General features: G+C 72.1%; 11 protein-coding genes. 8 read left to right on the plus strand and 3 right to left on the minus strand.

Going from position 1 to position 12,424, the window contains the following annotated elements; genetic code table 11:
- The first annotated feature begins 25 nt into the window (after positions 1-25).
- The 3 genes from Raf01_RS22780 (at position 26) to Raf01_RS22790 (ending at position 3,158) form a co-directional block, all read left to right on the plus strand.
- Entirely contained in the window at positions 26-565 is a 540-nt protein-coding gene (locus Raf01_RS22780; protein WP_203919995.1) for a DUF1697 domain-containing protein, read from the plus strand.
- 760 nt (positions 566-1,325) lie between these two features.
- Positions 1,326-2,387 carry a LacI family DNA-binding transcriptional regulator gene (locus tag Raf01_RS22785; RefSeq protein WP_203919996.1) on the plus strand — a complete coding sequence of 354 codons (1,062 nt, stop codon included), beginning with the start codon at positions 1,326-1,328 and terminating at the stop codon, positions 2,385-2,387.
- A 27-nt stretch (positions 2,388-2,414) separates the two neighbouring features.
- Positions 2,415-3,158 carry an SDR family oxidoreductase gene (locus Raf01_RS22790; protein WP_203919997.1) on the plus strand — a complete coding sequence of 248 codons (744 nt, stop codon included), beginning with the start codon at positions 2,415-2,417 and terminating at the stop codon, positions 3,156-3,158.
- Between the two features lie 64 nt (positions 3,159-3,222).
- Here the strand turns inward: Raf01_RS22790 and Raf01_RS22795 are convergent, their stop codons facing one another.
- From Raf01_RS22795 to Raf01_RS22805, 3 genes are all read right to left on the minus strand, one after another.
- Positions 3,223-3,969 (minus strand): SDR family oxidoreductase, encoded by a 747-nt coding sequence (locus Raf01_RS22795; RefSeq protein WP_203919998.1) that lies wholly within the window; start codon positions 3,967-3,969, stop codon positions 3,223-3,225.
- Between the two features lie 140 nt (positions 3,970-4,109).
- Entirely contained in the window at positions 4,110-4,787 is a 678-nt protein-coding gene (locus tag Raf01_RS22800; protein WP_203919999.1) for a BON domain-containing protein, read from the minus strand.
- A gap of 123 nt (positions 4,788-4,910) precedes the next feature.
- A complete protein-coding gene (locus Raf01_RS22805) occupies positions 4,911-7,703 on the minus strand; it encodes a winged helix-turn-helix domain-containing protein (protein ID WP_203920000.1) in 2,793 nt (930 codons plus the stop codon).
- A gap of 199 nt (positions 7,704-7,902) precedes the next feature.
- Here Raf01_RS22805 and dnaK point away from each other — a divergent pair, with 199 nt between their 5' ends.
- From dnaK to Raf01_RS22830, 5 genes are all read left to right on the plus strand, one after another.
- A complete protein-coding gene (dnaK, locus tag Raf01_RS22810) occupies positions 7,903-9,765 on the plus strand; it encodes a molecular chaperone DnaK (protein WP_203920001.1) in 1,863 nt (620 codons plus the stop codon).
- A complete protein-coding gene (locus tag Raf01_RS22815; RefSeq protein ID WP_203920002.1) occupies positions 9,762-10,331 on the plus strand; it encodes a nucleotide exchange factor GrpE in 570 nt (189 codons plus the stop codon). The genes dnaK and Raf01_RS22815 overlap by 4 nt, the downstream gene beginning before the upstream one ends.
- 74 nt (positions 10,332-10,405) lie before the next feature.
- Complete coding sequence (locus tag Raf01_RS22820; protein ID WP_203920003.1) at positions 10,406-11,191, plus strand: aldo/keto reductase; 786 nt, start codon at positions 10,406-10,408, stop codon at positions 11,189-11,191.
- 112 nt (positions 11,192-11,303) lie between these two features.
- Positions 11,304-11,729: a pilus assembly protein CpaE gene (locus tag Raf01_RS22825; RefSeq protein WP_203920004.1), complete on the plus strand. Its 426-nt coding sequence runs from the start codon at positions 11,304-11,306 to the stop codon at positions 11,727-11,729.
- A gap of 5 nt (positions 11,730-11,734) precedes the next feature.
- Entirely contained in the window at positions 11,735-12,406 is a 672-nt protein-coding gene (locus Raf01_RS22830) for a DUF1707 SHOCT-like domain-containing protein (protein WP_203920005.1), read from the plus strand.
- Positions 12,407-12,424: the final 18 nt, after the last annotated feature.

The following is a 12,424-nucleotide window of genomic DNA, read 5'->3' on the forward strand; positions in this document are numbered from 1 at the left end:
GAGAGCGGGATGGTGTAATCGCGGCATGGTGAAGTACGCGGTGTTACTGCGCGGCGTCAATCTCGGATCCAACCGGCGGATAGCCATGCAGGACCTGCGCGCGCTGCTCGCCGGGCTCGGCTACCAGGAGGTACGCACGTTGCTGCAGAGCGGCAACGCGGTGTTCGCCGCGCCGCGCCGGAAGCCTGAAGCGTTGTGTACCGAGATCAGCGAGCGGATGGGCACCGAGTTCGGGATGAAGATCGGCTGCGTCATCCGCACCGCCGACGAGCTCGCCGCGGTCGTCGACGCGAACCCGTTCCCGGACAAGGCGTCGCAGGGGTCCAAGCTCGCGGTGACGTTCCTGGCCGGACCGGTCGATCCGGCCAGGTTCGCGGACGCCGACCCGGCCGACTTCGCCCCCGACGAGTTCCGGCTCGGCGAGCGGGAGATCTACACCTGGCTGCCCAACGGGTTCTCCAACAGCAAGATCCCGGTGAACTTCTGGGACAAGCGAGCCGACCACCTGGCGACCACGCGCAACTGGAACACGGTCACCAAGCTGCTGGCGATGGCGCGCGACTGACCCGGTTCGCGGTTATTCGGTTCGCGGTGTTCGGCTCGCGGTGTTCGGCTCCCTCCGGCGGCCGGCGCAGCGCGGAAGCTCGCCCGACGATCCTGGCGGCAGTGTCCTTCGTCAACGCTTTGCTCTGCATACCTATACGCAACGATTTTCGCCAAGAGTGTTGCGTGGGGGTAAGCAGAGCAAAGGACGTCGCACCCAGCCCCCAGCCCCAGCCCAGCCTCCAACCGCCCGCCGCGCCGCGGTCGGCGCGGCCGGCGCGCCCGCCCGCCGCGCCCACCCGCCCGCCGCGCCCACCCGCCCGCGCGCCCGCCCGCGCGCCCGCCCGCCGGCCGCGCCCACCCGTTCGCCGCGCCCGCCCTCCGCGCCCGCCGTGCTGGGCCGCCGCGCCCGCCGGCCGGTCAAGGCCGCCCAAGCAGCTGCGGCCCGCGCCAACGTCAACTTGGTCGGCAATCGATTGCCAATGTGATACTCGCATCACCCGATCATGGTGGTTGTTTGTCCAGAAAAGAGGCGCTTCGCCGGGACAATCTGCGGAGAGAGGGGTTGGCACACGAGTGCCGGGACGTGTCATAGTGCTAGCCGAGCCGACCGGAACGGGCCAGGTCCGGGAGGCCAGGACGGGGCCTGGCCGGGGTGCCGGCCGGGGGCCGGCCGGCGGCGGGAACCGCACGACCAGCCAGGGCAGGAAACCAGCCCGGGGGCGGCGAACCAGCCCGGGGGCGGGGGAGACCGGGGAGACGACAGGGGAGGAGACGCCGAGATGCGGGACGCGACACCGGAACGACCGGCCGGCGCCGGCCAGGGCAGGCCGCCGACGATCAAGGACGTGGCCGCGCTCGCCGGCGTGCACCCGGCAACCGCCTCGCGCGCGCTCAGCGGCGCGCGCACGGTCAGCCCCGAACTGGTACGCGCGGTGCAGCGTGCCGCCCGCAAGCTGAACTACCGGGTCAACCCGATCGGTCGCGCGCTCAAACAGGGTGCCAGCGGCACCGTGGGCATGGTGGTCCCGGACATCGAGAACCCGTTCTTCCCGGCCCTGGTGCGGGCGGTGGAGAGCGCGCTTCACCGGGAGGGACTGGGCTTGTTTCTGTGTGACGCCAACAACTCGGTACGGATCGAGGCGGAGCGCCTCGACGAACTGCTGCTCAGGCACGTCGACGGGCTGATCATCAGCCCGGTGGACGCCGAGCGCAGCGCGGAGGCGGTCCGGGCGGCGGCCGGGCGGGTGCCGGTCGTCCAGGTCGACCGGACCGTGGACGTCTCCACCGACGCGGTCGCTGTCGATCAGCACGGGATGATGGAGGCGGTCGTCGGCCACCTGCGGGCGTCCGGCCGGCAGCGGTTCGCGTTCATCACGTCCGGCGAGGCGAACTCGCCGTCCATCGAGCGGCTCGCCGCGTACCGGCGGGTGTTCGCCGGCGATCCCGGTGCCCTGGCCCGCGTCCAGGTGGGTGACCTGACGCTGGAGTGGGGCGCGAAGGCGGCGGGCACGCTGCTGTCCGGCGGGGAGCCGTTGCCGGACGCGCTGATCTGCGCGAACGACCTGATCGCCATCGGCGCGATGCAGACCCTGCGCCGGGCCGGGGTGCGGGTGCCGGAGGACGTGGCGATCGTCGGCGTCGACGACACGCCGTTCGCGCGGGTGGCGGAGCCCCCGCTGACCACCGTCGCGCAGCCGGTCGGGCAGATCGGCGACGAGGCGGTACGCATGCTGCTCACCCGCAAGCGCGAGCCACACCTGGCCCCGCGCCGGCTGACTCTCGCCGGTCAGCTGGTGGCCCGCGACTCAACCCCGTCACAGCTGAAACTCCGTCACAGCTGAAATCCCGTCACAACTGAGGAACGACAGATGAGTACGAGCAATGTGGAGAGCCGGGACCTGACCGGTACCGTCGTCGCGATCACCGGGGCCAGCTCCGGCATCGGCCGGGCAGCGGCCCGCCAGCTGGTCGAGGCCGGCGCGTCCGTGGCCCTGGCGGCCCGGCGCAAGGACCGGCTCGACGAGCTGGTCGCCGAGCTGGGCGCGGATCACGCCCTCGCGGTCCCCGGGGACGTCCGGTCACCGGCGGACAACCAGCGGCTGGTCGGTGCCGCCTTGGAACGCTTCGGCCGGCTGGACTCGCTGGTCGCGAACGCTGGGATCGGCGCGTACGGGGGCATCCTCGACGGCACCGACGAGGAACTGGTCGAGATGATCGAGACGAACTTCACCGGTACGGTGTGGAGCGTCCGGGCGGCTGTACCGGCGATGCTGGCGGCGGGCGGCGGCGACATCGTGGTCGTCAGCTCGGTCGCCGGGCTGCGTGGCGGCGCCGACGAGGCGGTGTACGCCGGGACCAAGTTCGCGCAAATGGGCCTGGCCGGCTCGATCGACCGCGAGCTGCGGGAGAAGGGCATCCGGGTCAGCACGATCAACCCGGCCGGCGTGCACACCGAGTTCGCCATCGGCCGCGGCCGCACCGAGGGATCGCCCTGGCTGGACGAGGTACTGCGGCCGGAAGACGTGGCCGCGGCGGTCGTCTACACGCTGCGCCAGCCGCGACGGCTGCGTACCCAGACCTGGTCGATGTGGAGCATGGCCCAGGGCAGCTGAGCCGGGCTCCGGTGAGTGGGTCTCCGGCCCGCGCCGCGTCCGGGGGGTACGTGGCGCGGGCCGGTCACAAACCGCCGTTGCTCCACAGGAGCTGGCCGTTGATCCAGCCGCCCTGCTCGGAGCAGAGGAACGCGACGAGGTTCGCGCAGTCCGCCGGTTGGCCCAGCCGGCCGAGCGGGGTCTGGGCGGTGAGCCGCTCGACCAGCTCCGGGCTCATCCAACCGGTGTTGACCGGCCCCGGGTTGATGACGTTGGCGGTCACCCCCAGCTGGCTCAGCTCCCGGGCCGCCGCGATGGTGATCCGGTCCAGTGCGCCCTTGCTCGCCCCGTAGGGCAGGTTGTCGACGGTGTGGTCGCTGGTCAGCGCGATGATCCGGCCGGCGCCGAACGGGTCCCGGTACCGGGCGGCGAATTCCTTGATGAGCAGCCAGGTGGCCCGCGCGTTCACGGCGAAGTGCCGATCGAAGCTCTCCACGGTCGTGTCGAGCAGGCCGGAGTCCACCGACTCGCAGTGCGCCATGACCAGCGCCCGTACCGGCCCGAGCGCCTCGGTGACCTGGTCGAGCACTCGCCCGGGCGCCTCCACGTCGGTGAAGTCGGCGGAGACCGGGTGGGCCCGGACCCCGAGGTCGGCCAGTTGGCGCTGGATCAGCTCGGGTGCCTCGTCGTCGGTACCCCAGGTCATCCGCTCGTCGTACGGCTGCCAGTACGAGTACCCGATGTCCCAGCCATCGGCGGCCAGCCGCGCGACGATGCCCGCGCCGATGCCCGCCCGGCGCCCCACTCCGGTCACCAGAGCCACACGTCTCATGCCGGCGACCCTAGGCGAGGTACGGCATCGGGCGGAGCGATTTTGATCGGAGTCGGCCGGCTCGTCCCCCGTAAACGAGCCGGCCGTGTCCATGGGCCCCGCGCGCCAGACCGCGCCGGGCCGGGCTGGTCGGGAAGGGTTCAGAGCGTGACGGCGATCCGGTTGTCCACCGACGTCACCCCGGGCGCCGACCAGGCCACCCGCTCCGCCTCCTGCTTCTCGACCCAGGAGTGCACCGATCCGCGCAGGATCACCTTGTCGCTCTCGACGTCGACGTTGACCTGTTCGGCGTTGGTCTCCGCGTTGCGGTTGAGCGCATCCTCGATCCGCTGCCGCAGTTCCTGGGTGGTGGGTTGCACCCGCGGCTTGACCGCGGCCAGGTTCGTCACGCCGCGGACGCCGGACAGCCTGCGTACCGCGCGCTCGGCCGACCGCCGCTGGTACTCCCACTCGACCTCGCCCTTGATCGTCACCCAGCCCCGGGCGACCGTGACGTCGAGGCGTTCGATCGGTACGAAGGCGTCCCACTCCAGCGCGCGGGTGGCCGCGCCGGCGATGTCGGCGTCGGTGCGCTCGGCGGAGCTGGGCAGCCGTACCTCGATGTCGTTGGCCACCGCGCGCACGCCGTTGACCCGGTGCGCGGTGCGCTCGGCCGTCCACTTCTTGCCGTAGTTGTCCACCCAGCCGGTCAGCGCGACCACGCCGTCCTTGACGGTCACCCCGATCTCGTTGGGCTGGACCCGGGCGTCCCAGCTGAACTCTTCCAGCACGTCGTGCTGGATTTGATCGTCGGTACGAGTCACCGTTGCGCCGGTCATCTGCGGATACCCTCCTGATGTCTGACCTCGTGATCGTTACCCCGGTCCGGGTGAGGCTCCCTCACCTCGGGATGGTGAATCCCGCCCCCGCCGGTGACGGCCCGGTGAGGGGCGGGCGAGGGCTCACAGCAGGTGCAGCTCCCGGGCGCGGCGGACCGCGTCCCGGCGGCGCGCGGCGTCCAGTTTGCGGTAGATGTTGCGCACGTGAGTCTTGACCGTGTTGACCGACAGCGACATCTCGACCGCGATCTCCGTGTTGGACAGGATGCTCTGCAGGTACCGCAGCACGGTCAGCTCGCGTTCGGTCAGCGGCTCGGCCAGGGTGGCCGGCGCCGGGGTGCCCGGACCGGTGGGTACCGGCCGCTCGCCGGCCGCGACCAGCTCGTTCACGAGTGACCAGCAGGCCGTACCCGAGTCCAGGTGCTCGATGAGCAGTTCCCGGGCGGGTGCGCCGGCCCGGGTGAACACCCGCCGGAACCCCTCCGGCTCGGCCAGCCGCAGCACCTGTTCCAGCGTCCGGCTGGCCCGGCGGGAGTCGCCGGCACGGCGGGCGGCCAGCGCCTCGACCAGTCCGGCCGACAGCCGCAGCGGCAGCGGCGCCCCGGTCTCCTCATGCCAGGCGGGCAGGGTGCGCAGCGCGGCCCCGGGATCGTCGTCGCGCAGGTACGCGTGGGCCAGCGTGACGGCGACGGCGGGGTCGGGTACCGCCGGCCGGTCCGGCCGGGGCACCCGGCTGGCGGGTTCGCCTTCGGTGGCCGGGGCGAGCAGCCGCCGTACCGTCTCGGCGTCGCCGTGCGCGGTGCGCAGGTCGGCCTCGACCGCGGCGTACCACTGCTCGAGGAACGGCGAGGACGGCCGCTCGGCCAGGTCGCGCCGCCCGGCAGACAGCGCCTCGTACCCCTTGGCCAGGTCACCCTGCTCGCGCAGCAACTGCGCGGTGACGACCGCGATCGAACAGGCCAGCGCCGGTTCCGAGCCCGACTCGCAGGCACCGGACGCGAAGTCCAGCTCGGAGCGGGCCCGGTCCAGCCGGTCCCACTGGATGTCCACCATGGCCAGGGCGAGGTACGCGTGGCCGCGATGCACGGCCCGGGACTGTCCGGCGCAGGGCGGCATGGCCAGGGCCGCCTGTGCGGTGCGCTGGGCGGCGCGCAGCTCGCCGCGTACCGCCTGGACGAACGCGAGCGTGCTGGCGCACACCAACCGGGCACAGGACAGCCCGGCGGCCTCGGCGTGGGCCAGGCCGGCACGCAGGGCGGACTCGGCCTCGTCCAGATTGCCGGCGGTCAGCTCGGCGGTCCCCAGCGCGGTCAGCGCGATCGCCGCCGGTCCCGTCTCAGCCGCCGGCCCCGCTTCTCCGGGCGGCCCTGTCTCGCCGGTCGACGCCGTCCCATCGGTCCACGCCTGCTCCGGGCCGAGCAGGTCGAGCATCGCGACCGCCGCCTCGCGGGTGCGCGCCGGGTCGCCCCGCTGCTGCGCCTGGGCCAGCTCCAGGGCGCCGGTGATCAGCGAGAACCGATCCCGACGGTCCTCGTCGAGCAGGTGCCGGTGCCGGTCGGCGAGCCGCAGGTACCCCTCCGCCGTGTCCAGGTCGCGCAGGTCCAGCCGGTCCGCGGCGTACGCCAGCGCCAGCTCCGGATCGGCCCGAATCGCGTCGGCCGGCGGCGGCTCGACCGACGCCGGCAACGGCTCGTCGTGCCCGTACCGGGCCACGTGGTGCCAGTTGCCGACCAGCAGGCCGGTCGCGTACCCCCAGTCCTGCGCGGCCAGCGCGTGGCGCAGCGCGTCGACCGGCTGATCCTGCCCGGCGTGCCAGCGGGCCGCGCGGAGGTGCAGCTCCGCGATGCGTTCGGGTGCCTGCCGGTGCAGCTGCGCGCGCAGCAGTTCGCCGAACATCCGGTGGTACCGGTACCACGACGGCCGCGAGTCCAGCGGCACCACGAACGTGTTCGACCGGGACAGCTCGGCGAGTACCTGATCCCCGTCGTCGCGCCCGGTCAGCGCGTCCACCAGGCCGCCACACAGCCGCTGCAGGATCGAGGTGTCCATCATCATCTGCTGGATGCCGGGCGGCTGGTCGAAGAAGACCTCACCGATCAGGTACTCCGCGACGGTCGCGTCGTCCCCGGCGAAGTGCCCGATGAACCGGGCCGGATCCGGGTGCGCCTGCAGGGAGAGCGCGGCGAACCGTACCCCGGCCGGCCAGCCCTCGGTGTGTGCCTGGAGCGCGTCGAGCGCCGGCCCCGGCAGCGTGAGTTCCTGCTCGCCCAGCAGCCGCGCGGTCTCCGCCGCGGTGAACGACAGCTCGCCGGTACGCAGCTCGGTCAGCTCGTCGCGCAGCCGCAGCCGGTGCAGTGGCAGTGCCGGATCGGCCCGGGTCGCGATGACCAGCCGTAGCCCGGAGGCCGCGTGGCGCAGCAGGAATTCGAGCCCGTCCAGCACCCCGGCGTCCTCGACGTGGTGGAAGTCGTCGAGCACGAGTACCGCCGGCTCGGCGAGCCCGGCCAGCGTGCCGGCCAGTTCGGTGAGGTACCCGCCGGACTCGGGTACCGGCAGCGGCCCGGGCACCCCGGCCGAGTCGAGCGCGGCGTGCAGGTACCGCCAGAACCGCGCACCCGTGTCGCCGGGTTCCAGGGCCAGCCACCCGGTCCTGCCGCGCTCCCGTGCCCAGGTGCTCAGCAGTACGGTCTTGCCCCACCCGGCGGGCGCGACCAGCACCGTGAGCGGCCCCCGGGTACCGGCGTCGAGCAGGTCGTGCAGCCTGGGCCGGGTGACCAGGCTGCCGGGCAGCGGCGGCACCGCCAGCTTCGAGACCAGCAGCGACTCGCCCGGCGACTCGGGGGCTGTGCCGGAGCCGGTCTGTGGCGAAGGCGAGTAGTCCACACGCCCGCCGATGTCCGGGCGATCGCGCAACACCCGTCCCACCCCCGCGGAGATCCACCGAACGACACTCTTGCGTTATCCCCTCCGGTGCGGTGCAAACCGGCTCTGTGGAAGGACGTTCATCCGCGAAAGGCGACCCGGGATCACCCGGTCAGTACAGATCATGGCGCTACGAAGTAGTTCGCGCGCCGATGTGACCCGTTGCGGGACACAGGGGAGGTTGCACGCAGGCATGGCCAAGGCAGTCGGTATCGACCTCGGGACCACGAACTCGGTGATCGCCCTGGTGGAGGGCGGTTCGCCGACGGTGATCGTGAGCGCCGAGGGCTCCCGCACGACTCCGTCGGTGGTGGCCTTCACCGACGGGGAGCGCCTGGTCGGGCAGCTGGCCCGCCGGCAGGCGATCCTGAACCCCCGGGGCACCGCCTACTCCGCCAAGCGGTTCGTCGGCCGGCGGTTCGACGAGACCGTCGAGGAGGCCAAGGCGGTGGCGTTCGAGGTGGTACCCGGGCCGGACGGGGAGGCCAGGTTCGACATCCGCGGCAACCAGTACCCGCCGGAGGAGATCAGCGCGAGGGTCCTCGGCAAGCTCGTGGAGGACGCCAGCAAGTACCTCGGCGAGCGGATCACCCAGGCCGTGATCACGGTACCGGCGTACTTCAACGACGTGCAGCGCGCCGCGACCAAGGAGGCCGGGCGGATCGCCGGCCTGGAGGTCCTGCGCATCATCAACGAACCGACCGCCGCGGCGCTGGCCTACGGGGTGGACAAGCGGCAGCACGAGACCGTTCTGGTCTTCGACCTCGGCGGCGGCACGTTCGACGTGAGCATCCTGGACGTCGGCGACGGTGTGGTGGAGGTGCGGGCCACGGCCGGCGACACCCACCTGGGCGGCGACGACTTCGACCGTCGGCTGGTCGATCACCTGGCCGGCGCGTTCCAGCGGGAACAGGGCATGGACCTGCGCGAGGATCCACAGGCGTTGCAGCGGCTGTTCGAGGCCGCCGAGGCGGCCAAGGTCGAGCTGAGCTCGGTCGCGCAGACCCAGGTGAACCTGCCGTTCATCGCCTCGGACGAGGCCGGGCCGAAGCACCTGTGCGAGACGATCACCCGGGACGCGTTCGAGGAGCTGACCCGGGACCTGTTGGACCGGTGCGAGGAGCCGGTACGGCGGGCGATGGGCGACGCGCGCCTGAACGCGGATCAGATCAACGAGGTGCTCCTGGTCGGCGGGTCGACCCGGATGCCGGCCGTTCAGGCGCTGGTGAAGCAGCTGATCGGCGGCAAGGAACCGAACATGAGCGTCAACCCGGACGAGGTCGTGGCGATGGGTGCCGCGATCCAGGCCGCGGTGCTGACCGGTCAGGGGCCGGACGTCGTCCTGCTGGACGTCATCCCGCTGTCCCTCGGGCTGGAGACGCTGGGCGGTGTGATGACCAAGATAATCGAGCGGAACACCACCATCCCGGTACGGCACAGCGAGGTGTTCTCCACCGCGGAGGACCACCAGTCGGCGGTGTCCATCGTGGTGTTGCAGGGTGAGCGGGAGCGGGCCGGCGACAACCGGGTCATCGGACGGTTCCTGCTGGAGGAGATCCGGCCGGCCCAGCGCGGGGTACCGCAGATCGAGGTCACGTTCGACATCGACGTCAACGGGATGCTCAGCGTGTCCGCCCGGGACCAGCACACCGGCTCCGAACAGGCGGTCACCCTCACCAAGACCACCGACCTCGACCGGGTCGAGGTGGACCGCATGGTCACCGACGCGCACCGCAACTCCGAGGACGACGAGCGGCTGCGCCGCCTGATCGACGTGCGCAACGAGCTGGAGTCGGCCGCGTACCTGGTCGAACGGCGGCTGGACGAACTGGAGGACGAGGTGCCGGTGCACGACAAGGCACGCGGCGAGACCCTGCTGGCACAGGCCCGCCAGGCGATGGAGGACCAGGCGCCGCTGGAACAGATCGAGTCGATGAACGCCGAGCTGCGCGAGATCGCGAGGGATCTGGTCACCCGCGGTTCGACCACCCGGATCGGCGCCCCGGACCGGCTGGTCGGCGACGACGTGATCGACGTCGAGCCGCAGTCGCGGTGAACCCCTCGACGCGGCCCGCTCAGGGCGGACTGCAAGGCGACGGACTGCCAAGCGACGGTGCCCGGACGGCCCGGCAGGCCGTGCCGGAGGCCAGCGCCGGCACGGGTGCCCGGCCGGTCGCGGCGGCGCCCGGAGGTCCGGCCGTGCGGGACATCGAGCAGCGGTGGCGCCGGGCCCTTGCCGACCTGGACAGCCTGCGCCGGCGCTACGACCACCAGATGGCCCGTGACCAGGCCACCGAGCGGTGCCGGGTGGTCGCCGCGTGGCTGCCGGTGGTGGACAATCTCGACCTCGCGGTGGCGCACGCCGGCGACGGCGGGGGTGGCGTCGTGGAGGGGGTACGGGCGATCCGTGACCAGGCGGTCGCGGTGCTGTCCGCACTCGGCTACCCGCGCCACGACGAGGTCGGGGTCCCGTTCGATCCGGTCACCCACGAGGCGATCTCCGTGGAGTGCCACGACGGGCAACCGCCCGGGGTGGTGCTGAAGGTGCTCCGGCCGGGGTACGGCGACGGGGACCGCCAGTTGCGGCCGGCCTCGGTGGTGGTCTCCGGGGAGGCGGGTTGAGGCGGCCAGGCTGCTTGAGGCGGTCTGACCGGAGCCGGTCGTTTCACCAGTTAACGGTTGGAGACAATGTCGACATGGAGGCAGGCGAGGTGCCAGCAGTGAGGCTGGCCAACGACATATCTATGCCGAGCGTGGGCTTCGGCACCTGGCAACTGCAAGGGGACTCGGCCTACCAGGCGGTCCGGCTGGCGCTTGAGGCCGGATACCGGCACATCGACACGGCGACGATGTACGGCAACGAGGACGAGGTGGGGCGGGCCCTGCGCGACAGCGGGCTGGACCGGAGCGAGGTCTTCGTCACCACGAAGGCGCCGCCCAGCTCGGCCGGCCGGGAGCGGGAGACGATCGCCGCCAGCCTGCGGGCGCTGGGCGTCGACTACGTCGACCTGTGGCTGGTGCACTGGCCTCCGGCGGGCCGCGCCGCGCCCCCGATGTGGCAGGAGTTCCTGACGGTACGGGACAAGGGAATGGCGCGCGCCATCGGCGTGAGCAACTACCGCACCGACCAGATCGACGAACTGATCAAGGTCACCGGGGTGGCACCGGCGGTCAACCAGATCCCGTGGAGCCCCGCCCAGCACGACCCGGGCCGGCTGGCCGACAGCCGCGACCGCGGGGTGCTCATCGAGGGGTACAGCCCGCTGCGGGGTACGCACCTGCGCGACCGCGTACTCGTCGAGATCGCCGAGGCGCACCAGGTGACGGTCCCGCAGGTGGTGCTGCGCTGGCACGTCCAGCACGGCATCCCGGTGATCCCGAAGTCCGCGCAGGCGGACCGGATCAGGGAGAACTTCGACCTGTTCGACTTCTCGCTGACCGATCAGGAGATGAGCCGCGTCGACGGGCTTTCCACGGAGTGAGCGCGCGGACCGGTCCGCGACGGGCTCGGACCGGTCCGCATATCAGGACGCCCACTCTCCCTTGGCCGCCGCTCGCCTAGCCGGCTTCCGGGGAACTGGGCACGATGGACTCATGGTCCCCCTCGAACTCGCGATCCGGCTGCGTGACGCCGGACTGACCTGGAAGCCCGCCGTCGGCGACTGGTTCGCCATACCCGACCGGGAGATGGACGACGACCTGTTCGTCCTCAGCGACATGACGATCCAGGTGTACGAGGTACCCGAAGGGTCGCTGATCGGGTTCAACGGCACCACCGAGTGGGCGCTGGACGACCTGGACAAGGACGAGGCGGTCTGGCTGCCCCGGGAGGATCAGCTCCGGGATCTGCTCGGTGCCGCGTTCGGCGCGCTGTCCCGGGTCGGAGACGCGTACCGGGTGACCGGCACCGGGATCGACGTCCTGGCCGACAGCGCGGAGCGCGCGTACGGCGAGGCGCTGCTCGGGGTCCTCAGTGGCCGGACGGGGGACGAGCCACCGCCGGATCGGCGGTTACCCTGAGCGGCATGGCTGACCTCCCCGATCGCCCGGTGCCCGCGGATCCCCGCCAGTTGCGTGCCTCGGACGCCGACCGCGAGCGGGTCGCCGAGGTCCTGCGCCGGGCTGCCGGCGAGGGCCGGCTGGCGCTCGACGAGCTGGAGGAGCGCCTCGGCGTGGTGTATGCCGCCCGGACCTACGCCGAACTCGAGCCGGTCACGGCCGACCTGCCCTCGCACGCCGCGCCGCCGCCGATCCCGTCCGCGCCGCCGGTCCAGCGGAGGACCGGGAGCTCCACCAAGGGCGGCGCCGTGGCCATCCTGGGCGGCTTCCAGCGCAAGGGAGCCTGGGACGCTCCCGGCGTCTTCACCTGCTTCGCCGTGATGGGCGGCGGCGACATCGACCTGCGAGAGGCGCGGCTGGTCGACGGGGAGATCACGATCTGGGCGTTCGCGCTGATGGGCGGCATCAACATCATCGTGCCGGAAGAGGCCGAGGTGCGCGTCAACGGCATCGGCATCATGGGCGGGTTCGACCACCGCGCGTCCGGGGCCGGCCAGGCCAACGGCCCGCGCATCACGATCAACGGACTGGCGTTCTGGGGCGGCGTCGACGTCCGGCGGTTGCCGTCCGAGGAAGAGCGGCAGCGCCGGAAGCTGGAACGCAAGCGGTTGAAGCGGGAGGGGCAGATCGAAGGCTGATCGGTCTGCCGTTATTGC

Origin of the sequence: Rugosimonospora africana (assembly GCF_016862975.1) — a bacterium.
Lineage (GTDB): Bacteria > Actinomycetota > Actinomycetes > Mycobacteriales > Micromonosporaceae > Rugosimonospora > Rugosimonospora africana.

What these genes read in the sequence shown, in the direction of transcription:
- Raf01_RS22825 (WP_203920004.1), top strand. Translation starts at nt 11,304, where the DNA reads ATGGTCCCCCTCGAACTCGCGATCCGGCTGCGTGACGCCGGACTGACC.
- Raf01_RS22785 (WP_203919996.1), top strand. Translation starts at nt 1,326, where the DNA reads ATGCGGGACGCGACACCGGAACGACCGGCCGGCGCCGGCCAGGGCAGG.
- Raf01_RS22820 (WP_203920003.1), top strand. Translation starts at nt 10,406, where the DNA reads ATGGAGGCAGGCGAGGTGCCAGCAGTGAGGCTGGCCAACGACATATCT.
- dnaK (WP_203920001.1), top strand. Translation starts at nt 7,903, where the DNA reads ATGGCCAAGGCAGTCGGTATCGACCTCGGGACCACGAACTCGGTGATC.
- Raf01_RS22830 (WP_203920005.1), top strand. Translation starts at nt 11,735, where the DNA reads ATGGCTGACCTCCCCGATCGCCCGGTGCCCGCGGATCCCCGCCAGTTG.
- Raf01_RS22780 (WP_203919995.1), top strand. Translation starts at nt 26, where the DNA reads ATGGTGAAGTACGCGGTGTTACTGCGCGGCGTCAATCTCGGATCCAAC.
- Raf01_RS22790 (WP_203919997.1), top strand. Translation starts at nt 2,415, where the DNA reads ATGAGTACGAGCAATGTGGAGAGCCGGGACCTGACCGGTACCGTCGTC.
- Raf01_RS22795 (WP_203919998.1), bottom strand. Translation starts at nt 3,969, where the DNA reads ATGAGACGTGTGGCTCTGGTGACCGGAGTGGGGCGCCGGGCGGGCATC.
- Raf01_RS22800 (WP_203919999.1), bottom strand. Translation starts at nt 4,787, where the DNA reads ATGACCGGCGCAACGGTGACTCGTACCGACGATCAAATCCAGCACGAC.